Raw genomic sequence first — 22,831 nt, 5'->3', positions numbered from 1 at the left:
CCGGGTACCGATTTCCCGCGCAGACGCGTCACGAGCGATGAGGAGTGCCCGCATGTCCAGCGTGACTCGAGCCGCCGACACGTTACTCGATCGGACCCTGCTCGGTTACAGCAGTGTCGGGCATTTCCTGCGACGGCGGTGGTGGCCCGAAGACCCCGCGCCGGACGCGCTCGCGGGCAAGGTCGCGGTGGTGACCGGCGCGAAAGCCGGTCTCGGCAAGGCGACCGCCATCGGGCTGGCGAAACTGGGCGCGACCGTCAGGATCGCGGTGCGCGGCGACGGCGACGCCGCCCGCGCCGGGATCGAGCGCGCCGCAGGCGCCGGACGGGTAGTCGTCGACCAGTGTGACGTCAGCCTGATCTCGTCCGTGCGCGACTACGCCAAGGATCTCGACGGCGAGGTGGACATCCTCGTGCACAACGCCGGCGTGATGCCCGCCAAGCGCACGGAAACGGCCGAGGGCAACGAAGTCATGCTCGCCACGCACGTGCTCGGCCCGCATCTCCTCACCTCGTCGCTCCGCCCGAAACTGGCTGACGGCGCACGAGTGATCTGGGTCAGCTCCGGCGGGATGTACGGTCGGCCACTGCGCACCGACGACCTCCAATACCGGCGGGGCGACTACAAACCCACCGCCGGATACGCGCGCACCAAACGGATGCAGGTGGTGCTCGCCGAACTCTGGGCGGACGAACTGGACGGCTCCGGGCGCACCGTGCACAGCGCCCACCCCGGCTGGGCCGACACTCCCGGGGTCGCGACCTCCCTGCCGACTTTCCAGAAGCTGACGCGGCCGATCCTGCGGAACCCGGAGCAGGGCGCCGACACCTTCGTCTGGCTCGCCGCGGCCGAGGAACCCGCCCGCTACAACGGGATGTTCTGGCACGACCGCGTCCAGCGCCCGACGCACTACTTCGGCAAGACCCGGGAAACCGCCGCGCAGCGCCAGGAACTCTGGCAGGCCTGCGGGCGGCTGACCGGTCTTTAGGCGAGCGGGATCATCGCGACGGCCGGGGTGGACGGGGTCCGTGAACCCCCGGCCGGTTCGGCGGTGATGCCGACCCTGTCGATCCCTCCCGGCAGCTCCGCGAGGACCGGGCGAGTCCGATGTGGACCGTCCGACGCGAGCAGTCCGGCCGAGTGCACGCCGCTCGCCCCGATGAGCCAGACCTGATACTCCTTGCCGGGCGCCAGCGGGGGAAGATCACCCGCCAGGATCACGACCTTGCCCTGGCTTCGCGAGGTCACCACAGTGGTCGTTCCGGGCTCGGCGCCCTTGACGGTCGAGGCGTCGGGCGCGGTGAGCACCGAATTCACCGAGGCGAGTTGCCGCTGCGCGGGGCCGGCTCCGGGTTCGGTGCTCGTGGTGGCCAGTCCGAACACCAGCGCCCCGACGGCGGCCGCCGCGGCACCCCACAACGCGATCCGGACCGGCGGCTTCTTCGTGGACTGGGTTCGCCGCACGGCCGCGACCAGCGGAGGCCACTGACGGGTCTGGGCGACCCGCGTGAGCGTCGCTTCCCGCAGCCTCGGCGGTGGCACGGTGGTGAGTGACGCCCCCAGCCGTGCCGCGGTCTCCCGCAGTTCCCGGACCTCCTGGCCGCACGCGGGACAGCCCCGCAGGTGCCGCTGGAACGCCGCGGCCTCCTCCTCCGGGACGGCGTCCACGGCATAGGCCCCGGTCAGTGTGTGCAGTTCCGCCGTCATTGCCCGACCCCCAAACAGTCACGCAACCTGATCAGACCGTCGCGGATGCGGGTCTTCACCGTGCCGGGCGCGGTCTTGAGCACTTCCGCGACCTCCGGGTAGGTGTACCCGTTGTAATAGGCCAGCACGACCGATTCCCGTTGCAGCTCGGTCAGCGCGGACAGGCACTGCCGCACCCGCTGCTGCTCCAGATTGCTGATCGTGGACTCGGCGACCTCGTCGAACGGGCGCCGGAAATCGAGTCTGCCCGCGCGGTCGTCCCGGTCGAGCGCGGCCTGGTGCGAGCGCACCCGGTCCACCGCCCGCCGGTGCGCGATGGTGAGCACCCAGGCCATCGTGGTCCCCTTGCCCGGTTTGAACCGCGCCGCCGTCCGCCACACCTCCACCAGGACCTCCTGGGTCACCTCCTCGGCGAACGTGCCGTTGCGGACGACCCTGTTCACCACTCCCCACACCGGTCCCGCCACGACGTCGTACAGATCGGCGAACGCTTGTTCGTCGCCGGCCGCGACCCGTTGCATCAGGCTCGCTTCGGCGGGCTCCGCTCCGGAACCGCCGTTTTTGCGCGGACTCGTCCGCACACCCTCGACCATCAAGCTGCCTCCACCTCACCCGACGCCCGGCTACGCGTTTTCCACGGCGTCTGGGAGGGATTCGGCGCCGAAGGCGGCGCGGACTGGTCAGGTGGGCGAGAACACTCGAACGAGGCGGGAGCCGCTACCCCTGCCGGTCGAGCACATTGTCCATTGTGGACCGCAGGCTCCGCAGAAAGGCTTCGAACCGTTCGATTTCCTCCGCCGGGTACTCCGCCACCAGCGCCGCGAGCCCCGCGCTGAACGGGCCGAAGAACTCGCGCGCGGGTTCCTGGATGTCGGGGCCGCTGCGCAGGGTCACCACGCGCCGGTCGGTGCTCTCCCTGGTCCGCACCACATAGCCGAGGTTCTCCAGCCGGTTCAGCAGGTTCGTGGTCGCTCCCGAGGTCAGCGAGACCCGTTCACCGAGCCGGGCCGGGGAGAGCGGCGAGCCGGTGTCCTCGGCGTAGAGGATCTCCACCAGCGCGGCGGCGTCGGTCGCGTGCAGGCCGAGCCAGTTCGCGAAGCGCCGGGTGAACTCGGTGTAGTTCGCGCCGAAACTCCGGAGGCCGTCCAGCAACGACGTGACCCGATCCTCCACCGAACCTCCTCAAGTAGGTGCTTTGACAACCTACCGGCCGTAAATATACCTTCATCGTGAAGCAACTTTCTCATGAAGGAGTTCGTCTTGCTCCCTGACCCGTTCGCCGCGACCACCCGCGGCATCACCGAGCCCGATCCCGTCCGCCCCGCGCTGCGCGTCGCCGGTCCTCTCGTCGAAGTGGCCGCGCCGTCGGGCGGCAAGGCGTGGATCGTGACCGAGGAGAAGCTGGCGCGCGCGGTCCTGTCGGACCCGCGAATCGCCAAGGATCCCGCACTGGCCCCGGAGAACTGGACCGGGCTCGAACAGACCGCCGCCGAACAGCCGTCGCTCACCACGCTGGACGGCCCGGACCACACCGGACTGCGGCGAGCGCACGCTCCGCTGCTGAGCGCCAAACGGATCCAGGCGCAGTCGGACCGGATCCACCACATCGCACGCGTCCTGCTGACGGAACTCGGCGGCGGAACCGTCGACCTCATGGACGGCTTCTCCACCCGCTTCCCGCTCACCGTCCTGCTCGACCTGCTCGGCATCCCGCTCCACCTGCTCGACGCCGCCGTCGACGCCTGCCGCCGCATGTCCGATCCCGAGCCGGGCGCCCAGGGCAAGGCCATCGCCTCGATCGCGGACCTCGCCGCCGCTGGACTGACCCCGAACCGGAACGGGCTCGCGACGGAGCTGCGCGACAACCTCCCGCCCGGGACGTCCGAGGACGACCTGCGGTATCACCTGTTCGCGTTGATCTTCGCCGGGCAGCTGACCACCGACGCGGCACTCGGCTTCCTGGTCGCGCGGCTCCTCGACGGCGACACCTCCCCCGAGGGCCCTCTGGTCCGCGAAACCCTCCGGGTGCTTCCGCCCGCACCGTTCACCCTCTGGCGGTTCACCACCACGGAGCTCGACCTCGCCGGGATCCGGCTCCCCGCCAACGCCCCGGTGCTCGTCGACATCCAGGGCGTCAACACCGATCCGGCCAGGAAGCCGGGCCCGGACCTGACGTTCGGCGCGGGACCGCACTTCTGCGTCGGCGCCCAGCTCGCGCAGCTCGAACTGCGGGCGGTGGCGACGGTTCTGCGCACGGACTTCCCCCGGGCCCGGCTCGCCGTGCCGTATGCCGACCTCCGGCAGACGTTCCTCGGCGGCATCCAAGGCACGCGGCTCACCAGCCTGCCGGTCGTCCTGCCCGACTGAGAACGGGCCGGGGCGCGGAATCCGCCGCCCCGGCCCGGAAAGAACCGCTACTTCTTGAAGGTGTCGCGGATCTTGTCCGCCGCGTCGCCGACGGCGTCCTTCACGTTCTCGACGGCGCCCTTGAGACCGGCCTTCGCCTGGTCCGTCTGGCCTTCGGCACGCAGTTCCTCGTCGCCGGTGGCGTCGCCGGCGGCTTCCTTGGCCTTACCGCCGAACTCTTCGGCCTTGTTGCTGATCTTGTCGCCCAACGACATCGGGTCCTCCTCCGTCCGTGGCACGCGGATCGTGCGCCGTACTCAGGAAGGACAACTCGAGAGCCGGATTCGTCATGCGCACGGACGGGTGATCACGCTCACCGAAGCAGGGAAGCCACCGCGGCGGCGAACGCCTCCGGGGCCTCCTGCGGAACGTTGTGCCCCACCCCGGGCAGGACGCGGTGGTCGTACGGCCCGGTGAAGTACTCGCGATCACCTTCCGCGCTGGGCCCGCCGATACCGTCTTCCCCGCTTTCCAGCACGACCGTCGGCACCGTGATGACCGGTTCCTCCGCGATCAGGTCTTCGAGCGCCTGATGACGCGGATCCCCTTCCGCCAGGCCGAAGCGATGCCGATACGAGTGGATGACGACGTCGACGAAGTCCGGGTTGTGCAGGCTGGGTGCGCTGGCGGGGAACGCCGCGCCGGCGCCGGTCCAGGTCGGAGACCAGGTGCGCCACAGCAAGGCGCACAGCTCTTCGCGGTTTTCCGCCAGCCCGCGACGGCCTCGCTCGGAGTGGAAATAATATTGGTACCAGTAGGTGCTTTCCCATTCCGGCGGCGCCGGTTCCCCGGCGTAGGCGAGGTTCTGGACGTTGTAGCCGTCCACCGAGACCAGTCCGCGCACCCGCTCCGGCCTGAGGGCGGCCGTGATGCAAGCCGCTCGGCCGCCCCAGTCGTACCCGGCGACGACGGCTTTTTCGAGCCCCAGCGCGTCCATGAAGTCGAGCAGGTCCTGCGCGAGCGCGGCCTGCTGCCCGGAACGGGGCGTGGCGTCGTCGAGAAACCTCGTACCGCCGAACCCCCGGAGATACGGGGTGTACACCGAGGCGCCGCCGTCCGCGAGGATCGGCGCGACCTCGGCATAGGCCCGCACGTCGTACGGGAACCCGTGGAGCAGGATCACCGGCGGCGCGCCTGCCTCACCCGCGTGCTCGTACTCGATCTCCAGAACCGGTGTGGTGACACGTTTCGACCCCATCCCCGGATCCTTTCACGAGGATCAGCCGGACCAGCCGCTCAGCCGCGACAAAAGTCGTTCCAGGACTTCGGGATCGGCGCCGACCGGCTCGCCGGAGACGGGTTCGTCCACCAAGGTCCGGCGGTCGCCCCGCCGCGGCAACTGCACCTGACCGGCGGACATACCGCCCGGCAGCGGCAGCTCGCACCAGATGGTCACGCCGCCGGTCTGCCCTGGCACCACCCCGGTCCGCTCGCCGGGCGCGGGGGTCGGCGCGGGCAGACCGGCCAGTTCGTGGTCGACCTCGATGACCAGGACGTCCGAGCGCAGCCGCAATCTCAGCGTCAGGAACGGCGGCGCCTTCGGATCGGCGGCGTCGACGAGCGCGCCCACGAGTCTGGCGGCGGCGGTCTTCGCCTGATCGAGCAACGGCCGCAAGGACCAATCCGACAAGATGAGACGGACGAAGAGCTCGGAGCACAACACGGCATTCGGTTGTGCCACCAGCCGGAGGTCGTCCACCTGGGAGGTGCGCGCGCTCAAACCAAGGCCTTCCTCGTCGACGTGCGAGCGTGCATCATGCCACCCCATCCGGTGATACCCGCAGGCCGCCTCACGCAGGCCTTTGGTCCACTGGAGTGGCGCGCCTTTGGCTCTGTTCGCCAGACCAAAGAGGGCGCAGAGTGGTCGGCGTGAGCATCGCCTTCCTGATCACCACCCTGGTCGTGGTCGCCACGCCCGGCACCGGCGTGGTGTACACGTTGTCCGCCGGACTGGCCCGCGGGAGACGCGCGAGCGTCCTCGCCGCGACCGCCTGCACCCTCGGCATCGTGCCGCATATGGTCGCCGCGATCACCGGCCTCGCGGCGCTGCTGCACGCGAGCGCGGTGGCCTTCGAAATCATCAAATACCTTGGTGTCGCTTACCTTCTCTACATGGCATGGGCGACACTGAAGGACCGCGACGCGATCGTCGTTGACGGGGAGCCCGAACCGGAGTCGGCACTGCGGACGATCACCTCCGGCGTGCTGATCAACGTCCTGAACCCGAAACTGACGCTGTTCTTCTTCGCGTTCCTGCCCCAGTTCGTCCCGGCGGGCGAGCCCGGCTCCATCCCGCGGATGCTGGTGCTGAGCGGGGTGTTCATGCTGGCGACGTTCGTCGTGTTCAGCGGGTACGGCGTCCTCGCCGCCGGCGTCCGCCACCACGTCCTCTCCCGGCCGCGCGTGCTCGCCTGGATGCGGCGGATCTTCGCCGGTTCCTTCGCCGCGCTCGGCGCCAAACTCGCGTTCACCACCCAATAGAGGAGGTCTCGTATGCGACTTCAGCACCACCCCGACGTCCGCGCCGCTCACTCCGGCCTCGCCGTCGGCACCCTCCAGGCCACCGGCATCACCACGGAGATGCCTGTCGACCTCGAAAAGTTCGTCGCGCGGGCGACACGACGGCTCGCGGACGGCCCGGAATCGGAATTTCCCGAGATCCAGGCCTGGCGCCGGGCATTCGCCAAGATGGGCCTGAAGCCGACGCAGTACCGCTGCGCGTCGGAATCATTGCTGCGGCGGCTTCGGAAGGAGGGCACGCTCCCCCGGATCCATCCGGTGATCGACCTCTGCAACGCGGTTTCGGTCGCCTACGCCATCCCTGTCGCGGTGCTCGATGTCGCGAAGATCAGCGGCTCGCTCGAAGTCCGCCACGCGCGGGGCGACGAGAAATACGTGACCTTCGCGGGCACGGTCGAGCACCCGAACCCGGGCGAGGTGATCTTCGCCGACGAAGACGGCCAAGCCCACGCGCGGCGCTGGACGAACCGGCAAAGCGGGCATTCCGCGGTGTCGGCCACGACGTCCGACGTGCTGATCGTGTCGGAAGGGCTGCACGCGACGGCGGCCGAAGACGTCCGGCTGCTGATCGAAGCCATCGCGGAAGAACTGGCGACGGCGGGCGTCGTCACGAAGCCTTGAGCGCCTTTTCCAGCCCGGCGCGCGTCATCTTCGACCGTCCCTTGATGTCCCGCTCCCGCGCCAGCTTCTCCAAATCCGCCTTCGACAGCGAGGACAGGTCCTTCTTCGCCGCGGCCTTCGGGGTCTTGGCGCCGGAAGCCTTCTTCTTGGACTTCCCGCTCTCGACGCTCTTCGAAAGGGCCTCGAACAGGTCGACAACCTTCGTCGGCTGACCCGGTTCGGTGGCGGGCGTGATGGTCTCGCCCTTCTTCTTGGCCTTGATCAGCTTCCGCACGCGATCGGTGTAGGTGTCGCGGTACTCCTCGGGCCGCCAGTCGTCGCTCATCGCGTCGATCAGGTTGACGGCCATGTCGAGTTCTTTGCCGCGTGCCTTGGCCTTGCCGGGCAGCTCCGGCAACTGCTCGGCGGGGTCGCGCAGGTCGGCGGCGAAATGCAGGGTGTTGAGCACCATGACGCCGTCCCCCGAACGGACCAGCGCCAGGTACTCGCGGCCGCGCATGACGAACTTCGCGATCCCGGCCCTGCCCGACGAACGCATCGCTTCGAGCAGCAGCGCGTACGGACGCTCGAACTCCTCTTTCGCGGGCGCGAGCCAATACGTCTTGTCGAAGAACATGGGGTCGATGGCGTCCAGCTCGACGAAGCTCTCGATGTCGAGCGACTTCGACCGGCCGGGGGCGATCTCGTCAAGTTCCTCCGGTTCGACCACGACGTACTCGCCGCTGTCGAGCTCGTAACCCTTGACGATGTCGTCGTAGTCGACTTCCTTGCCGGTGCGCTCGTTCACTCGCCGGTACCGGATGCGGTCCTCGGTCCCGCGCTGGAACTGGCGGAAGTGCACCGTGTGGTCCTCGACCGCGCTGTACAGACGGACCGGCACCGTCACCAGACCGAGTGAAAGCGAACCGCTCCAGACCGGGCGCATGGGCACTCCTCTCCTCCACCGCCCTGGTACCCGGAATCGCCGCGGATCACACCTGGTCAGAGGCTGAACGCGAGGGACTGCAGGAGGACGACCGCGAGGAACACGAGGGTGAAGGCGAGGTCGAACGCCACTCCACCGGCCCGGACCGGCCGGACCACGCGGCGGACCGGCGCCAGCACGGGCTCGGTCAGCCGATGGCTGATCCCGCGGGCCCGGAACGACCAGGAGGGCGGCCGGGCGGCGAGACTGACGGTCCAGTCCAGCACCATCCTGGCGACGAGCACGATCAGGAACAGGGTGAGCAGGAAGCCCAGCAGATCACCAAGAGCACTCATGACGGCACACTCCTCTTTGCTCCAGTGTGCCGTGCCTTGCTGGGAACAGCCTGTGCTGGGAGAAGGGGGCTACCAGGGCGGTTGGCCACCCCCAGTTCGAAGGCCAACCGCCGCGGAGCCCCTATCGCGGTTCGGCGCGCTGCCCCGTCGCGCCGCACCCGCCCAGCTGACATCTTCAGCTTTCCAAGGCCCTGCATCGGAATTACATCGGCTCTCCACCGGCGGACATCCGCGCAGCTCAGGGACCGCCGGAGGTAGGATCGGACCGGTTCCAAGGCAGGCGCGGACCCGCCCGTTAGGCCGAATGCCACCCGGCGTACCCCCACGTCGATCTGGCTGGAGGGCGAAGCGGTGGGTTAGGGTGCCGGTCACCGGGCGAGCGGACGACTGGGAGGTAGTGCTGAGCACTCTCACGGTCTCGGACGACATAGTCGCATATGACCGCCGATCGTTTACCTGAATCGGGAGGATCGCCCCGCACCTCCGGCGATCCGCAGCTCACCGGCCAGCCCTCCCAGCTCAGCTTTTCCGTCCTCGGCCCGCTCGAAGCCGAGGTCGACGGCGTCCCCGTCCGGCTCGGCGGACGCCGTGAACAGCGTCTCCTCGCCTCCCTGCTGATCAACGCGGGCAGGCTGGTCCCGGCGTCCTACCTGATCAGCACGATGTGGCCGGACAGGCCGCCGAAGACGGCGGTCCGCCAGGTCAGCAACGCGATCGCGCGGCTGCGGCACGATCTCGGCGCGGCGCGGTCCGCCGTGGTCACCACCGGCTCCGCGTACCGCGTCGTCATCAGCAGCGCCTCGCTCGACTCGGCCCGCTTCGAAGCGGACTACAACCAGGGCGCCGAACTCCTGGCCGCCGGGCTGCTCTCCCAGGCGGCGGCCAAGCTCGCCGAAGCGCTCGCGCTCTGGCGCGGCCCGGCCTTCGACGGTCTCGAAGGCGACGCCATCGAGCAGACGGCGCGACGACTCGACGAAGAACGCCTCGCCGCCTGCGAACTCCTGATCGGCGCCAGGCTCCGGCTTGGTGAGACCGACGTGGCGGCCCGCGAGGCCTTCGACCTCGCCGCCTGGCATCCCACCCGCGAAACGCTCCAGTGCCTCACCATGCTGGCGCTGTACCGGGCGGGCCGCGGCGCCGACGCGCTCAGGACGTTCGACCGGACCAGGAACGCGCTCGCCGAGGAACTCGGTGTCGACCCGAGTGCCGAACTGTGCGCGCTTTACCAGCAGATCCTCCGCACCGACGCCGAACTGCTGGAGGACGGCGCACTCGTCCGCTACGGCGTCGGCGGGCTCCGGGCCGGGATGGACACCGGCGGGCGCCGCGAGGACGCGGACGCGCAAAAGGCGCTCTTCCCCCGCCCCGCGCAGCTTCCCGCGGACCTGCCCGCGTTCGGCGGTCGTGCCACGGAACTGCGGACTGTCCTCGATGTCGGCCAGGACGAGTCCTCGACGGGACCGCGGCTGATCGCGATCGACGGCATGCCTGGTGTCGGGAAAACGGCGCTGGCCGTCCACGCCGCGCATCGGCTCGCCCCGCTGTTCTCCGACGGACAGCTCTTCGTGAACCTCGAAGGATTCTCACCCGCGGGCGACCCTGTCGACCCGGCCGCGGCACTCGAGGCGCTGCTGCGGTCACTCGGCATCCAGGGTTCGGACATTCCCGCCGGGACCGGGCAGCGGGCGGCGTTGTTCCGCAGTTGCCTCGCAGGCAAACGCGTGCTCCTGGTGCTGGACAACGCCATCGGGGCGGCCCAGGTGCACCCGCTGCTGCCCGGATCGGCGAGCTGCTGTGTGCTGATCACCAGCCGGACCCGGCTCGTGGACCTCGACGGCGCCGAACTGCTCTCCCTGGAACCGTTCAGCCGGGCGGACGCGGTGGACCTGCTCGGCCGGATCGTCGGACCGTCCCGGCTGAAGAAGGAGTCCCCCGACGCGGCCGACCGGGTGGCGAGCCTGTGCGGCGATCTCCCGCTCGCGCTGGCCGTCACGGCGAGCCGTCTGCGGGCGCGGGCGTCGTGGACGCTCGACTTCGTCGCCAGGCAGCTGCGCGACGAACGGAACCGGTTCGGCGAACTCACCGCCGGGGAACGCGACGTCGCGGGCGCGTTCCGAGTGTCCTATCTGAACTTGACCGAAACCGAACGCCGGGTGTTCCGGCGCCTGAGTCATCACCCCGGTGCCGCGTTCGACCTCCCTTCGACGGCGGCCTTGGCGGAAGTGGACCTCGGTGAGGCCCGCCGCCTGGCCGAACGCCTCGTCGACGTGAACCTCTTGCGGCAGCCGTCGATGGACCGCTACGAGATGCACGATCTCCTCCGCAGCTACGGCCGCGAACTCCTGCTCGCGGAGGAGCCCGAACACCAGCGCGAAGCGATGATGCGGCGGCTGTTCGATTACTACCGCAGCACGGTCGCGGCCGCGATGGAGTTCATCGACCCGGATTCCGAAGAGGAGCCAGGCGGCCTCGAGGTCCCGAAGAGCGAGTACGGACAGTCCTTCGCCGACTACGACCAGGCCGCGCACTGGATGGACGCGCACTGGCAGAACGTCCTGCCGGTGGCCGTCGCGATGAACAACCACCAGCAGTATTCGGACCTCGTGCCGTTCTGCTCGGCGGTCTGGCGCTACTTCGACAACCGCGGCTACTACCGCCAGGCCAGGGAACTGGAGACGCTCGCCCTGTCCGCCGCACGGGTCACGGGGAACGTGGTCCTCGAGTACCAGGCCCTGCACATGTACGCGCTGACCCTGTGGCGGCTCAACGAGTTCACCGAGGCGAACCGGTTGTTCAACGAGGTGTTCGAACTGGCCGCGACCACCGGCGACGTGCGGATGCAGTGCCGGGCAAGGGGCAATTCGGGTGTCACCCACTGGCTCAGGGGTGAGTCGGACGAGGCGATCGAACACCTCGGCTGGGTACGCGAGACCGCCCACGCCCATGGCAGCGTGCTCATCGAGGCCCGCGCCAGGCACCGGATCGGACTGATCCACACCGAGAACAGACGGCATCCCGAAGCCGCCGCGGAACTCGACCAGGCACTGCGACTGGCCCACGAGAACGAATCTCCCGATCTCGAGGCGGAATGCTTTCTGGCCCTCGGCATGAATTCGCGGGAAACCGGCGATGCCGCACTCGCGATCACCCAGTTCACCACCGCGGTGGAAGTGCTGGAATCGACCGGGAATCGCAGCATGCTGCCCATCGCCCACAAGGAGATGGCGATCGCGTTCGACATTCTCGGTGAGCAACCGAAAGCGGACAGTCATCGCCGCTTCGCTTTGCGCTTGTACACCGCTTTGGGAGTTTCCGACTCCACTGAGGTTCGCGAACTCAAACAGCTCCTGGGTGATTACTCGGCGTAATTTGTCGTTCTCCTCCGGTACTCTGTTGGCGTAGGCATATTCGCTTGACCGGAGTAACCGCTCACGGAGAGGATCGGCGACATGCACGATGATGACGACGAAGAGTTCTTACTGGAGCTCGAAGCGGAGTACAAGGCGCAAGGCACCTGGGGCGGGTTCGAGCCGCCGCCGACCGGCGGGCCTCCTTTCCGCTCACACCACTGAATGACCTGAAGTATCGGAAAGTATTACTGGGGACTGGGGCGCAAGACATTCGATGCTGGTAAGGGTTTCCTCTTGTGGAACGCTCTATTGGTCCGATGGTGACGTCGTCTGGGACGATCACCTCGGACATCGCCAGCTCAAACTCGCCGAAGGAACCGAACGCGTCCTGCGATGGTTCAGTTCTTGGCGAGAACCGGAATCGGTCCGTGCGGCGGACGACAATCCCGAGACAGGGGAAAGACTCGTCCGTATCGCGCGAGCGATGATCCGGTACGAAGTGCTGGTGATCAAAGGTTCTTCCCGTCAGCTGCGGGAGGAAGAGATCCTTCGGGATTGGGGGCCTTGGGGGGCGTCCGCGCGGGCGTTTCACTTCGGCACCCGATCGTTGCGGGAGACCGAGTTCACGACCAGCGAAATGACGGCGAAAACCTTGCTGGAGAAGGCGAAGGCCAGCCCTCCGCCTTCTCCGGTGAGGCCTTCGGGCGCGTACGACGCGATACCGCTGCCCGAACCGTCAGCGGAACCACTGAACGCGATCGGGCTCGGAGACGCGCTGAACCAGCGCAGAAGCACCCGCGAGTTCGGTGAAGAACCCTTGCGGCTGCGCGACTTGAGCGCGCTCCTCACGGCAGCCCGGCCGACGAGGCCGGAGACGCACCCGAACATCCCTGCCACGGGGAACGTCTTCAAGACGAGCCCGTCGGGCGGGGCCCGGCATCCGACAGAGGTGTACGTCTACGCGAGGAACGTCGAGGAGCTGGATCGCGGGATCTACCACTACGACGGATTCCGGCACGGGCTCACGCCACTGGACGGCAAAATCGACGACGACGAACTGGTCGCGCTCGCCGGCGATCAGCACTGGGCCGGGAACGCCGGCGCGCTGTTGATCTACACCAGCGTCATCGAGCGGAACCAGTGGAAATATCCGGTGAGCCGGACGTACCGGGTACTGCTGATGGACGTCGGGCATCTCAGCCAGACCGTCTACCTGCTGGCGACGGCGCTCGGACTGAACGTCACGTTCACCGCGGCGCTCCGCGACGAACTGGTCGAAGACCTCCTCGGCTGCGACCCGGCGAACGAACTGGTGCTCGGCATGTCGGTACTCGGCACCCGAGTGTGAGGAGCGCCTGGTTTCGGCGCCTCCGCGATGGCCTGCTTCGACTTCCGCGGACGATCGGCCGCGTCGGTGGTTGGACGATGAAGCCATAAGTCGACTCAGCACCGTCCGCGTCCTCGACAGTGCGCGGGCGTCGGTTCAGGCCGCTGGACTGAAGATGCAGGCGTGGCCGTTTTTCGGCGACGGCCCGGGTGGCGGTGCTTTCTTCGGGCGGGGTCGCGGCGATGTGTCGTCGGGTTGTCGGGCAAGCGGCCGAAGCGTCGTCGTCGGTCCTGTGCCGTGGCCTGCTCAGGCGGTGTTGCCGTTTCTTGGCAACGGTGTCAGAACGGTGGCGGCATATCCGTCAGGGGTGGCTTCGGGCGGGGTTCGTGGAGGGGTGGAGGCGTGCTGTCGTGTCGCTGTCCGGTGGGGGTGGTGATGGTGAGGGTGCCGTCGGGTGCGAGCCGGTAGGTCCAGCCAGGCTCGTCTTTCAATCGGTGGTCTCGGCGGCAGAAGCTGACGAGGTCGGCGGCGTCGGTGTGGCCACTGAACTGCCAGGGCACCGAATGATCGAGATCGCAGGCGTGGGCAGGGCGGTGGCAGCCCGGTCTTCGGCATTCACGGTCCCGCACCCGGACGTATTCGCCGAGACCGGCGGTGGGCCGGTAGCGGTCCCGGCCGAGGTCCAGCACGTGCCCGGATGGTGGGTCGGTGATGATGCGGCGCAGGACGGTGTTGGGTCCGGTCGCGATGTGCCGGGCCAGTGACGCCGGAAGGTGACCGTGCCCCCCGCAGGGCGGCCGGGCACGCGGACTGGGTCACGGCTCCACCGTAGCCGCGCGGTCCCATGAGATCGTCAAGGGGTGACGCTGTCCGAAAACGACATCCGCGCGGTCCGCGCCCGAGCGCAACTACTCGACGCACCGGCCGCGGACGTGCTCGCCGTGACCCGGTCGGTCGCCGCGATCCAGGCGCAGTCGAGTCCCGCCGCCAGGCTCGCGGTCCGCGTCCGCAGCCGCGGTTTGACCACGTCGGACGTCGACGCGTCCCGCGCGGTGGCACGCACCTGGCTGATGCGCAAGACGCTCCACCTGGTCCCGGCGGCGGACCTCCGCTGGCTGAACCGCTTGTTCGGGCCGCGCAACGCGCAGGCGGGCCAAGGACGCCGCAGGCAGCTCGACCTCACCGACGAACTCTGCGAACAAGCGTTGAACCACCTTCAGGATCTCTTGCCGGGCAAGGCACTCACTCGTCAGGAGATCTTGGACGGCCTGGCAGGCAACGGGATCGCACTCGACGCGAAGTCTCAGGCACCAGCCCACCTCCTGGCGTACGCGGCCAATCGCGGGCTGCTCTGCCGAGGTCCGGACGACGGAACGGAGCCGACGTACGTTCTCCTCTACGAGTGGATCACCGAGGACGACACCCCGGACGACCCGCACGGGGAACTCGCCCGCCGTTACCTGACCGCGTACGGCATCGCGACGGCCGAGGACTTCGGCGCCTGGTCCGGCCTCCCGCTCGGCGTCTGCCGCAAGGCCTTCGACGCCCTGGAACTCACACCGACGAGCAACGGCTTCGCCCTCAGGGAAACCGATCTGTCCGCATCCTCCTGTCCGCCTCGCCTGCTCGGTGCCTTCGACACCTATCTGCTGGGTTACCGCGACCGCGATCTGCTCCTCGACCCGGCCGAGGCGAAGCGCGTCAACTCGGGTGGCGGGATGATCGCGCCCACCGTGCTGGTGGACGGCCGGATCGCCGGAGTCTGGTACACCAAGCGGACCGCGAAGCAGACGAAGGTCGTCATCGAGCCCTTCGCCGCGCTTACGCGGACCGCCATCACCGGTCTTGAGTCCGAAGTGGACGATTACGGCCGATTCCTCGGTGAACCGGCCGTCCTCGTCAGTTGAGGGACCGGAAGAATTCCCGCACGTCCGCGACCAGGATCTCGGGCTCCTCCAACGCCGCGAAGTGGCCGCCGCGATCCACGTCGGTCCACCGCACGATCGTGTGCGCGTCCTCCGAGTACCGCCGGATCCCGACATCGTGCGCGAAGATCAGCGCCGCCGTCGGCACCCCGGAGTTCTTCTCCACCTCACCCCAGGTTTCCGCCTGCGCGTAGCCGACGTATGCCGACGATGCCGCCGTCCCGGTGAGCCAGGTGAACATGACGTTGGTGAGCAGCGTGTCGCGGTCGATGATCTCGTCCGGGAGCGTCGGGCGCGGATGCGTCCACTCACGGAACTTGTCCATGATCCACGCCAGCTGGGCGACCGGCGAGTCCACCAGCCCGTAGCCGAGCGTCTGCGGCCGGGTCGACTGGATCGAGATGTATCCGAACTCCTCCCGCATGAAGGCGCCGATCCGCTCGATGCGATCGCGCTCGATGTCGGTGAGCGAAGCCAGTTCCTCCTCCGACACCTCCATCGGGGGCATCGGCGTCAGCCCGCCGTTGACGTGCACTCCGATCACCTTGTCCGGCGCGACCCGGCCGATCTCCGGCGACACCGAAGCACCGAGGTCACCGCCCTGCACGCCGTAGCGTTCGTAGCCGAGACGGCGCATCAACTCCGCCCACGCACGGCCGATCCTCGGCATGGTCCAGCCGGAATCCGAAACCGGGCCCGAGAAACCGAAGCCGGGCAGCGACGGGATCACGACGTGGAACGCGTCCGCCGGGTCGCCACCGTGCGCTCGCGGATCGGTGAGCGGACCGATGACGTCCAGGAACTCCACCACCGATCCCGGCCAGCCGTGCGTGAGGACCAGCGGGGTCGCGTCGGCCTCGGCCGAGCGGACGTGCAGGAAGTGAATCCGCTGTCCATCGATGACCGTGGTGAATTGCGGGAAGCAGTTGATCCTGGCTTCGACGGCACGCCAGTTGTAGCCCTGACGCCAGTAGTCGGCGAGCCCGCGCAGCCACGTCACCGGCACTCCGGTGTCCCAACCGTCGCCAGGAAGCGGAGCAGGCCAGCGGGCGCTGTCGAGCTTCGCGTGCAGTTCGTCGAGCTGCTCCTGGGGGACGTCGAGGCGGAAGGGGCGGATCTCGGTGTTTTCCATAATGCGTACGCTACGAGCAATCGAGGACAGGATCGGTCCTCGATCGGAAAGCTTCGCCGGATACGGGAAGATGCGCTGGTGACGGACAAGTACTTGGCCTACGGCAGGCTCATCCGCGACGGGAAGATCCTGTTCATCCGGCGGCGGCCGGGCTCTTTCCTCGGCGGTCACTGGGAACTTCCTGGCGGGACAGTCGAGCCGGGCGAGGCGACCGCGGAAACCGTGGTCCGCGAGTTCGCCGAGGAGACCGGGCTGACCGTGCGGGTCACCGGCGAACGCGGAGCGCACAGCTGGGACGACGTCGAGGGCAGGCCGATGCGGATCCACGCCACGGTGTACGCGCTCGCCGAAGACGAACCGGGTGAAGTCGTGCTCGATCCCGAGGAACACGACGCCTTCACCTGGTGCACCCGGGAAGAAGCCGCCGGACTCGACGTCGCCGAGCATTTCCGCCAGGCACTCGACGGCTGATCGCGGGTGACCGGTCACTCCACATGCGACGGTCACTGTGGACGACGATGAAAGGGGCTTTCAAGACACTTTTCGTCTTGAAAGACCCTTTCACGACAAAAACCTGCTCTGACCTGCGCGAAGCCACCTCAGGCGCCCTTCGCGGTACGCGCTGGGTACGAGCGGGCGCGTCCAGCGAACGCGCGGTCGAGGACTCCGGTGGCCTGTTCGTGTGCCCGCTCGAACAGGCCTCCGTACACGTCCATGGTGGTGCTCATGTGCTTGTGGCCGACGTACTGCTGAATGGCCTTCGGGTTGGTGTGGGCGTCGATCAGGAGAGACACGTAGTAGTGCCGTAGCAGGTGCTGACCGGTCTCGTCGTCGGCGGCCGGGTCCAGCCCGGCCGCCTTGATCGCGGGGTGCCAGAGCGTCCGGTTGAACTTGGTGAAGTTGAGCAGTTCGCCGGACTCGGTGACGAACAGCAGGTGGTTGACCCGGTTGCAGCACTCGCACCGGACAGCCGTGGTGCCGTAGCGCTCGATGTGCGCGGCCAGGGCGTCCCCTGTGGGCGTCGGGAGCGGCACCGTGCGCACAGATCCCCGCTTCGGGGCGACTAGCTTCAACTCCCCGTCGATCACCTGCACCTGATGCCGGATCTCGATCTTGCGCCGGAGGAAGTCCAGGTCCTCGACGGCGACGGCGAACGATTCGCCCTGTCGGTGCCCGCAGGTGGCCGACACGAGCGGAATCCCGTGGTAGCGGTCCGGGAACGCCTCCAGGATGCCGTCCACGGTGTCGTCCTCCAGCAACCGCATATGACCCCGGCGCGGTTCGTCCACCCGCTCCACCCCCTCGAACGGGTGGACCGCGATCACGCCGTCGATCTTCGCGGACCGGAAGATCCCGCCGAGATGGATCCAGCACGCGAGGATCGTCGCGTCCGAGAGTTTCCCGCCGCCGCGCTTGGCGGTCTTGGTGCGCATGGTCGTCTTCCAGCCGTTCACCGTGGACGGGCGGCAGTCGTACATGCGCTTGTCGCCGAAGTGCGGGTAGATGTGGTTCTCCAGCCTCGACTTGATCGTCCGGAGCGAATTGGGAGTACCGGGGTGGTTGGGGAGCCAGTGCTCTTCGCAGTACTCCCGGAACGGGATGCGCCCCTTGGTGACGTCGAACGGCATCATGCCCTTCAGCAGGTCCGACTTGACGGACGTGTCGTAGTCCTCCGCGTCCGATTTCTTCTCGAACGAACGCACCGGGGTTCCGGGGTTCCGGACGCGCCAGCGTTTACCGCGTCCGTAGTCCTTGGTGCGCTTGCGCGTTCCCTTGTGATGCCAACGGTCTTCAACAGTCATCGTTACGCCTTTCGTTTGCCGGGGGTGGTTGCGGGGAGATAGCCCTTGGCGCGTGCCCGTTCCACCCACCGGGCAGCGGTTCGGTACTCGACGCCGTACTTCTCCTCGACGGCCTTGGTGGGACTGCCGTCGACATTGGCGCGGTAGGTCTCGGCCACCTCCCGCAGGAAGTCATCCGTGATGCGCGCCCGCGTGCCCTTCCGGGCCGCGCGGATCGTCGCGAGGGCGGCGTCAAAGTTCTCCGTCGTCGCGCCCTGGTTGTCGCCAAGGACCAGGCCCTCCGGCCCCGCCGAAATGATCTTGCTGGAGACGGCGGTCACGATCAGCTCTAGGAGGTCCTGGAGCTGAACCGCGCGAAGATCCGTCGTGCGCACCTCGCGCCCGTCCTCTTTCGCCCGGATCGTGATCTCGGTGCACACCGGCACCTCTTTGCGCATCTCGATCTTCATCGTGAGCGAGGGAAGGTCGGGCGCGCTGGGCATCTCGACCATGACTTCCGGGGGGATGAGCTGATCGCGCACGCGCACCCACCTGGGGTTCACGTCATCGAACTCGGCCCACCCCTGGGGGAACGTGATTCGTCGTCGTGCTGGTTTCTCCACCTTGTCACCAATCTGCCGGGTTCGACCAAAGACACCATGACACAACCATGTACATAGTGGCAACCGTCAGCAGTTGATCACCAGGAAGGGCAAGGACTGATGACGGTCAGCAAGCACTTGACGATCAAGGAATTCGCCGAACGGGTGGGGGTGCCCCCGGCGACCGTCTACCAGTGGAACTCACGCGGCGACGGCCCGCGCTACCTCAAGATCGGAAAGCATGTCCGGTACCGGCTGGTCGACGTCGAGAAGTGGGAGAAGGCTCACGAGGCCACAGGGGGACGCCTCTCGTGATCGGCCAGCCCCCGGCGGAAGACCTCCGCACTGTGACGTTGAGCCGCGCCGAGTTTCAGGCGCTTGCCCACGATGCCGAATCGTGGCGGACGCTGAACAGTTCGCCGCACGTCGCCGAACTGCTCGCCGAATGGGGCGAGTGGTCCAGGCGCACCGCGATGCGGCAGGCGTCCGGCGCGGTCTGTGCTGCACTGGATTGGCGTGCGTTCGCCCGCGTCCCCACCTACGCCGAGCTGGAACGGCGCCGTGCCGAGCCGGTCACCCCTCGGCGGTGCGGCGCGCGTGATTGCCGGATGGTGCTGTCCGTGCCCTGGCCCGCTCCGCGACACGACGTGTTCTGTTCGCGTCACGAGGACGATCGGTCGGCGGCGGCCTGATGATCCCCGAACTCAGCTCGCAAGGACGCGCGTTACTCCAGAGTGGACAGACGACGTCCACCGAGGACCCGCATCCGGACGCCCTCCACATCGATGAACCACCGTCCGACGATCGCGAGTCCGCAGTAGACGCACGATGCGCGCAACTACGGGCGGAACTGCTTACCGCCCGGCAACTCCGCAGTATTCAACCGTCCGAACCGCTGGTCGAGGGTTACCTGTACAGGAACACTCTCGCCTGGTTGCACGGGAAGCCGGGCACGTTGAAGTCCTTCACAGCGGTTGATATCGCCTGCTGCGTCGACACCGGCACCGGATGGCACGGTCACCCCGTCAAGCGGGGCACTGTGCTGTACCTGATCGCGGAAGGCGCGGCCGGACTGTCCACACGGGTCGACGCGTGGGAACTCGCGCACGGCACCGCCGTGGAGAACGCGGTGTTCCTGCCCGTTCCCGTGCAAATGCTGCACAGCCTGGATGTGGAGGCATTTATTCGGCTGCTGGCCGAGTTGCGGCCCGTGCTGGTCATCATCGACACCCAATCGAAAGTCACACTCGGCGGTGACGAGAACAGCACGAAGGACATGGCGCGGTTCGTCGACGCGCTCGATCGGCTACGACGTGCCAGCGGAGCCAGCATTCTCGTGGTGCACCACGAACCCCGTGCGGGCGAGAACATGCGCGGGTCGACGGCGCTGGAAGGTGGAGCGGACACCATCCTGCGTATCACGCGGGACGGGAACGTGGTGGAGATCAGCAACACCAAGCAGAAGGACGCGCCCGAACAGCCGCCGCTCGTGCTCGCCGCCGAGCCTGTCGGAGGCAGTCTGATTCTGTCCCAAAGTGCCGTGGGAATCGCCGCCCTCACAAGATCATCCGAACACGCGCTGTTGACAGTGCTTCGGGACTCGTTTGGGACTCGCGGCGCGACCAAGACCGAACTCCGCGACGCCAGCGACCTGCCCAAGACCACCTACTACCGGGCGGTAAACGAGCTGGTCGGGAAGGGTTTGGTGGTCGAACGCAAGGAGGGTCGGAGCACGATCTACACCCTGTCTGTCCACAATAGGCAAACGGAGATTCCCACGAGTCCCACGGATTCCCACGAGTAGCGGGAGTCCATTCCCAATTCCCACACCCCTTTAGGGGTGGGAATGGACGGGACTGGGACTGCCTGAGGGGGTAGGGCGTCGGCAGGATGAGCCGGGACGAGCCTCAAGACCGTGCTGGTGGTGCCGTGCGTGGCGTCCCGGAAAACCAGACTGTGAAAGGTGGAGAAATGAGCAAGTGCCGCAAGTGCGGCCGGACGCTCCCCGAGCGTGCAGGGCCGGGCCGTAAGCCCGCGTACTGCTCGCCGGGGTGCCGACGAGCCGCAGAGTACGAGTTACGGCGCATTCAGCGAGCCTTGGAGGCGCTGGAGGACGAGCACCGTGATATCCGGTTGAACTGGTCGCAGGTGTTCGCGGATCGCCTGCCGCTGCTCGAAGCCGAGCGTGACCGGCTGGAGACCCGGTTGCGGGAGCTGCTGGACGATGACACGGAGACACACGCGTGAAGACCCTGAATTGCAGCCCTGAGACGGCCGAAGACGGCCTTGTGGCCTTGTCCCGACATCTTCCCCTGACTGTCGAGATTGGACGGCCCACGGTGGCTTGCCTGGACAACGACGGCGTCATTCAAGTGCTGACCACCGACGGCGCGACCTGGTGGGCATATCCGGACAGGGCGGTTCGGCTGGTGCCGCTCCGCGACGGTCTGGCCGAGGCGACCGAGTGGTGCGCGGGGTTCGAGATCTCGCGCTACATCGGGCGCGTCGGGTAAGGTGATCTTGTCGGGGGTGACGGTCCGCCGTGGTGCGCCACGGCCAGCCCGGACACCCGCCGAATCGGCCAGCCCGCCACTGCGACCGTGCCCGCGCGATCTCCGCGCCCCGCACGCGTTCCGCGAAGTCCGCCGTTCACTGATCACACCTGATCTCAAGGACCGATTTCGATGATGACAAAAGCTGATCGTCTCCGCGCGCAGATGCGCGAAAACTTGCTGGCAGCGAAGGATATCGCGGCGAAGGCAGAGAACGCGCGCCGTGACTTTACAGGTGAGGAACGGGACGCCGTCGAGCACTTCATGGCTGAGGCGAAGCGAATTCAGCCGCTGCTCGCCGAAGTCAAGGCCGAGGAGCAGAAGGCGAACGATCGCAAAGTGTCGAGCTGGATCAAGGAGTTTGCCGACGCGACGGGCGGACCAGCGGACACCGGCGGAGCCACCCCGGAGAACCCCCGATTGAAGTCTCTGGGTGGAAGTACCTGGGGCACCGAGATCACCCGGCAGAACAGCGACCATTTTGGACGGTTCAAGTCGCTGACGCCGTCCGGCACCGTGATGGTGTCCGTGCCGCTCGCCACGCAGCCCGTGCGCGAGTCCGAACCCGTGCTCGCTCTGCGACAGCTCATTCCGACCGAAAAGGACACTGTCGGAGTCTGGGCGTACATGCGTCAAACACTCCGGGAGAACAAGGCGAAGGTCGTTCCGCGGGGAGCCAAGAAGCCGACCAGCCGGTACACAATGGAGCGTCGGGAAGGTCGGTCCGCAACGATCGCGCACTTGACTGAACCCGTTGCACGGCAGGACCTCGCGGACGCACCGATGCTAGCGGCCTTTGTGGACACAGAGCTTCGGCTCGGCCTTGAAGAGGCGCTGGAGAACGAGATCGTCAACGGGGACGGCGCCGGCGACCGCCCGACCGGATTGAACTTCACCTCCGGCACGCAGAGCCAGGCATGGGCGACCGACTTGCTGACCACTACCCGGCAGGCTGTGACCAAACTGGAAGTGCTGTCCCTCAACGGTTCCGGGTGGCTGCTACACCCGGTTGACTGGCAGAACATCGAGCTTGCCGCCAACGCCAACGGCTACCTGCTCACCCAGGCAGGGCAAGCGCTTCCGGTGGACCGCGCGGCCCGTCGCTTGTGGTCGGCACCGGTTGTCCTGTCCACTTCGGTTACAGCGGGCACGGGATGGTTGGCGGACTTCGCCGGTTCCACCGTGCTCAAGGCACGCGAGGACGCGTCGATCACGTGGTCGGAGAACACCTACGAGAAGGACCTCTTCGGCGAAGGCGAGGACGGAAACCTGTTCGAGGCCAACATGATCCGCTTCCGCTGCGAAGGGCGGTTCGGCTTCGCGGTCACGCGCCCCGCTGGAGTCGTCAAGCTGGACTTGACCGCCTAGCCCGTAGTTACAAGGGCTTCGCCGGAACCCACGTCAGGCCCCGGACATCTCCGCAGTCCTTGCACGTCGTCTTGTCCCAATGCCCGCCAGCTCGGGCAAGCCACTCAGTTTCCGTATTGCTGTGCGCGCACCGCTTCGGAAGCGGCTTCGCACCATCGCGCGCCGCATCCTGTTGCGCACGCCGTGAGTTCCAGGCCACGTCGATCTACTATCCCTATCCCTATCGCTAAACGGCAAACATCTACAGTGGACACGGCCCCCGCGCCCACCCGGCTGGCAA

26 protein-coding genes and 1 pseudogene are annotated in these 22,831 nt (G+C 67.6%); 15 read left to right on the top strand and 12 right to left on the bottom strand.

What is annotated here, in order from left to right; genetic code table 11:
* Positions 1–52 precede the first annotated feature (52 nt).
* Entirely contained in the window at positions 53–988 is a 936-nt protein-coding gene (locus BS329_RS40065; RefSeq protein ID WP_076168643.1) for an SDR family NAD(P)-dependent oxidoreductase, read from the top strand.
* Here the strand turns inward: BS329_RS40065 and BS329_RS40060 are convergent.
* The 3 genes from BS329_RS40060 to BS329_RS40050 all read right to left on the bottom strand — a co-directional run bounded on the left by BS329_RS40060 (position 985) and on the right by BS329_RS40050 (position 2,880).
* Positions 985–1,707, bottom strand: coding sequence for an anti-sigma factor (locus BS329_RS40060; RefSeq protein ID WP_076168642.1), 723 nt, complete (start codon positions 1,705–1,707; stop codon positions 985–987). The two genes, BS329_RS40065 and BS329_RS40060, sit on opposite strands and share 4 nt — an antisense overlap.
* Entirely contained in the window at positions 1,704–2,300 is a 597-nt protein-coding gene (gene sigK, locus BS329_RS40055) for an ECF RNA polymerase sigma factor SigK (RefSeq protein ID WP_076168640.1), read from the bottom strand. Before sigK ends, BS329_RS40060 begins: the two co-directional genes overlap by 4 nt.
* Before the next feature lie 124 nt (positions 2,301–2,424).
* Entirely contained in the window at positions 2,425–2,880 is a 456-nt protein-coding gene (locus BS329_RS40050; RefSeq protein ID WP_076168638.1) for a MarR family winged helix-turn-helix transcriptional regulator, read from the bottom strand.
* Positions 2,881–2,967: 87 nt separating this feature from the next.
* Here BS329_RS40050 and BS329_RS40045 point away from each other — a divergent pair, with 87 nt between their 5' ends.
* A complete protein-coding gene (locus BS329_RS40045; RefSeq protein ID WP_076168672.1) occupies positions 2,968–4,074 on the top strand; it encodes a cytochrome P450 family protein in 1,107 nt (368 codons plus the stop codon).
* A 47-nt stretch (positions 4,075–4,121) separates the two neighbouring features.
* Here BS329_RS40045 and BS329_RS40040 read toward each other — a convergent pair whose 3' ends face one another.
* From BS329_RS40040 to BS329_RS40030, 3 genes are all read right to left on the bottom strand, one after another.
* On the bottom strand, positions 4,122–4,328 hold the full coding sequence (locus BS329_RS40040) for a CsbD family protein (protein ID WP_076168637.1): 207 nt from the start codon (positions 4,326–4,328) through the stop codon (positions 4,122–4,124).
* 98 nt (positions 4,329–4,426) lie between these two features.
* Positions 4,427–5,311, bottom strand: coding sequence for an alpha/beta hydrolase (locus tag BS329_RS40035; RefSeq protein WP_076168635.1), 885 nt, complete (start codon positions 5,309–5,311; stop codon positions 4,427–4,429).
* A 21-nt stretch (positions 5,312–5,332) separates the two neighbouring features.
* Positions 5,333–5,833 (bottom strand): histidine kinase, encoded by a 501-nt coding sequence (locus BS329_RS40030; RefSeq protein ID WP_076168634.1) that lies wholly within the window; start codon positions 5,831–5,833, stop codon positions 5,333–5,335.
* Positions 5,834–5,982: 149 nt separating this feature from the next.
* Between BS329_RS40030 and BS329_RS40025 the strand changes: the two genes are divergently transcribed.
* Entirely contained in the window at positions 5,983–6,594 is a 612-nt protein-coding gene (locus tag BS329_RS40025; protein ID WP_076168670.1) for a LysE family translocator, read from the top strand.
* Positions 6,595–6,606: 12 nt separating this feature from the next.
* A complete protein-coding gene (locus tag BS329_RS40020; protein WP_076168632.1) occupies positions 6,607–7,254 on the top strand; it encodes a B3/B4 domain-containing protein in 648 nt (215 codons plus the stop codon).
* Here the strand turns inward: BS329_RS40020 and ku are convergent.
* Both ku and BS329_RS40010 read right to left on the bottom strand, forming a co-directional pair.
* Positions 7,241–8,179: a non-homologous end joining protein Ku gene (gene ku / locus BS329_RS40015; RefSeq protein WP_076168630.1), complete on the bottom strand. Its 939-nt coding sequence runs from the start codon at positions 8,177–8,179 to the stop codon at positions 7,241–7,243. The genes BS329_RS40020 and ku overlap by 14 nt on opposite strands.
* 56 nt (positions 8,180–8,235) lie before the next feature.
* The gene (locus tag BS329_RS40010; protein WP_076168629.1) at positions 8,236–8,514 is read right to left on the bottom strand and encodes a YggT family protein; all 279 of its coding nucleotides are present in this window, start codon (positions 8,512–8,514) and stop codon (positions 8,236–8,238) included.
* Between the two features lie 437 nt (positions 8,515–8,951).
* Here BS329_RS40010 and BS329_RS40005 point away from each other — a divergent pair, with 437 nt between their 5' ends.
* The 3 genes from BS329_RS40005 to BS329_RS40000 all read left to right on the top strand — a co-directional run bounded on the left by BS329_RS40005 (position 8,952) and on the right by BS329_RS40000 (position 13,212).
* Entirely contained in the window at positions 8,952–11,882 is a 2,931-nt protein-coding gene (locus BS329_RS40005) for an AfsR/SARP family transcriptional regulator (protein WP_076168627.1), read from the top strand.
* An 81-nt stretch (positions 11,883–11,963) separates the two neighbouring features.
* Positions 11,964–12,086, top strand: a complete 123-nt coding sequence (locus tag BS329_RS45340; RefSeq protein WP_279628257.1) for a hypothetical protein — start codon at positions 11,964–11,966, stop codon at positions 12,084–12,086.
* A 52-nt stretch (positions 12,087–12,138) separates the two neighbouring features.
* On the top strand, positions 12,139–13,212 hold the full coding sequence (locus BS329_RS40000) for a SagB/ThcOx family dehydrogenase (protein ID WP_076168625.1): 1,074 nt from the start codon (positions 12,139–12,141) through the stop codon (positions 13,210–13,212).
* 317 nt (positions 13,213–13,529) lie between these two features.
* Here BS329_RS40000 and BS329_RS39995 read toward each other — a convergent pair.
* Positions 13,530–13,976, bottom strand: a pseudogene (locus tag BS329_RS39995) (HNH endonuclease signature motif containing protein); the annotation flags it as partial.
* Between the two features lie 75 nt (positions 13,977–14,051).
* On the opposite strand from BS329_RS39995, the gene BS329_RS39990 reads away from it, so the two are divergent.
* Positions 14,052–15,098: a winged helix DNA-binding domain-containing protein gene (locus tag BS329_RS39990; protein ID WP_076168623.1), complete on the top strand. Its 1,047-nt coding sequence runs from the start codon at positions 14,052–14,054 to the stop codon at positions 15,096–15,098.
* Here BS329_RS39990 and BS329_RS39985 read toward each other — a convergent pair.
* Positions 15,091–16,248, bottom strand: coding sequence for an epoxide hydrolase family protein (locus BS329_RS39985; RefSeq protein ID WP_076168622.1), 1,158 nt, complete (start codon positions 16,246–16,248; stop codon positions 15,091–15,093). The genes BS329_RS39990 and BS329_RS39985 overlap by 8 nt on opposite strands.
* 78 nt (positions 16,249–16,326) lie before the next feature.
* Between BS329_RS39985 and BS329_RS39980 the strand changes: the two genes are divergently transcribed.
* A complete protein-coding gene (locus tag BS329_RS39980; RefSeq protein ID WP_076168620.1) occupies positions 16,327–16,719 on the top strand; it encodes an NUDIX domain-containing protein in 393 nt (130 codons plus the stop codon).
* Positions 16,720–16,847: 128 nt separating this feature from the next.
* Here the strand turns inward: BS329_RS39980 and BS329_RS39975 are convergent, their stop codons facing one another.
* Positions 16,848–18,050 carry a tyrosine-type recombinase/integrase gene (locus tag BS329_RS39975; protein WP_076168618.1) on the bottom strand — a complete coding sequence of 401 codons (1,203 nt, stop codon included), beginning with the start codon at positions 18,048–18,050 and terminating at the stop codon, positions 16,848–16,850.
* Positions 18,051–18,052: 2 nt separating this feature from the next.
* A complete protein-coding gene (locus BS329_RS39970; protein ID WP_076168616.1) occupies positions 18,053–18,577 on the bottom strand; it encodes a hypothetical protein in 525 nt (174 codons plus the stop codon).
* Between the two features lie 174 nt (positions 18,578–18,751).
* Between BS329_RS39970 and BS329_RS39965 the strand changes: the two genes are divergently transcribed.
* From BS329_RS39965 to BS329_RS39945, 6 genes are all read left to right on the top strand, one after another.
* Entirely contained in the window at positions 18,752–18,946 is a 195-nt protein-coding gene (locus tag BS329_RS39965; RefSeq protein WP_076168614.1) for a helix-turn-helix transcriptional regulator, read from the top strand.
* Positions 18,943–19,323, top strand: coding sequence for a hypothetical protein (locus BS329_RS39960; protein WP_076168612.1), 381 nt, complete (start codon positions 18,943–18,945; stop codon positions 19,321–19,323). The genes BS329_RS39965 and BS329_RS39960 overlap by 4 nt, the downstream gene beginning before the upstream one ends.
* Positions 19,323–20,435, top strand: a complete 1,113-nt coding sequence (locus tag BS329_RS39955) for an AAA family ATPase (protein ID WP_076168610.1) — start codon at positions 19,323–19,325, stop codon at positions 20,433–20,435. The genes BS329_RS39960 and BS329_RS39955 overlap by 1 nt, the downstream gene beginning before the upstream one ends.
* A gap of 293 nt (positions 20,436–20,728) precedes the next feature.
* A complete protein-coding gene (locus tag BS329_RS43690; protein WP_158075887.1) occupies positions 20,729–20,878 on the top strand; it encodes a hypothetical protein in 150 nt (49 codons plus the stop codon).
* On the top strand, positions 20,875–21,144 hold the full coding sequence (locus BS329_RS39950; RefSeq protein ID WP_076168609.1) for a hypothetical protein: 270 nt from the start codon (positions 20,875–20,877) through the stop codon (positions 21,142–21,144). Before BS329_RS43690 ends, BS329_RS39950 begins: the two co-directional genes overlap by 4 nt.
* A gap of 171 nt (positions 21,145–21,315) precedes the next feature.
* Positions 21,316–22,551 (top strand): phage major capsid protein, encoded by a 1,236-nt coding sequence (locus BS329_RS39945; RefSeq protein ID WP_084750818.1) that lies wholly within the window; start codon positions 21,316–21,318, stop codon positions 22,549–22,551.
* Positions 22,552–22,831: the final 280 nt, after the last annotated feature.

Source organism: Amycolatopsis coloradensis (genome assembly GCF_001953865.1).
GTDB classification, from domain to species: domain Bacteria; phylum Actinomycetota; class Actinomycetes; order Mycobacteriales; family Pseudonocardiaceae; genus Amycolatopsis; species Amycolatopsis coloradensis.
This window is presented reverse-complemented; position numbering and strand designations above follow the sequence as displayed.

Bases quoted from the DNA above. Each gene is read 5' to 3' on its own strand.
- BS329_RS40065 (WP_076168643.1), top strand. From the start codon at position 53: ATGTCCAGCGTGACTCGAGCCGCCGACACGTTACTCGATCGGACCCTG.
- BS329_RS40060 (WP_076168642.1), bottom strand. From the start codon at position 1,707: ATGACGGCGGAACTGCACACACTGACCGGGGCCTATGCCGTGGACGCC.
- sigK (WP_076168640.1), bottom strand. From the start codon at position 2,300: ATGGTCGAGGGTGTGCGGACGAGTCCGCGCAAAAACGGCGGTTCCGGA.
- BS329_RS40040 (WP_076168637.1), bottom strand. From the start codon at position 4,328: ATGTCGTTGGGCGACAAGATCAGCAACAAGGCCGAAGAGTTCGGCGGT.
- BS329_RS40035 (WP_076168635.1), bottom strand. From the start codon at position 5,311: ATGGGGTCGAAACGTGTCACCACACCGGTTCTGGAGATCGAGTACGAG.
- BS329_RS40020 (WP_076168632.1), top strand. From the start codon at position 6,607: ATGCGACTTCAGCACCACCCCGACGTCCGCGCCGCTCACTCCGGCCTC.
- ku (WP_076168630.1), bottom strand. From the start codon at position 8,179: ATGCGCCCGGTCTGGAGCGGTTCGCTTTCACTCGGTCTGGTGACGGTG.
- BS329_RS40010 (WP_076168629.1), bottom strand. From the start codon at position 8,514: ATGAGTGCTCTTGGTGATCTGCTGGGCTTCCTGCTCACCCTGTTCCTG.
- BS329_RS40005 (WP_076168627.1), top strand. From the start codon at position 8,952: ATGACCGCCGATCGTTTACCTGAATCGGGAGGATCGCCCCGCACCTCC.
- BS329_RS45340 (WP_279628257.1), top strand. From the start codon at position 11,964: ATGCACGATGATGACGACGAAGAGTTCTTACTGGAGCTCGAAGCGGAG.
- BS329_RS40000 (WP_076168625.1), top strand. From the start codon at position 12,139: ATGCTGGTAAGGGTTTCCTCTTGTGGAACGCTCTATTGGTCCGATGGT.
- BS329_RS39985 (WP_076168622.1), bottom strand. From the start codon at position 16,248: ATGGAAAACACCGAGATCCGCCCCTTCCGCCTCGACGTCCCCCAGGAG.
- BS329_RS39975 (WP_076168618.1), bottom strand. From the start codon at position 18,050: ATGACTGTTGAAGACCGTTGGCATCACAAGGGAACGCGCAAGCGCACC.
- BS329_RS39965 (WP_076168614.1), top strand. From the start codon at position 18,752: ATGACGGTCAGCAAGCACTTGACGATCAAGGAATTCGCCGAACGGGTG.
- BS329_RS39955 (WP_076168610.1), top strand. From the start codon at position 19,323: ATGATCCCCGAACTCAGCTCGCAAGGACGCGCGTTACTCCAGAGTGGA.
- BS329_RS39945 (WP_084750818.1), top strand. From the start codon at position 21,316: ATGATGACAAAAGCTGATCGTCTCCGCGCGCAGATGCGCGAAAACTTG.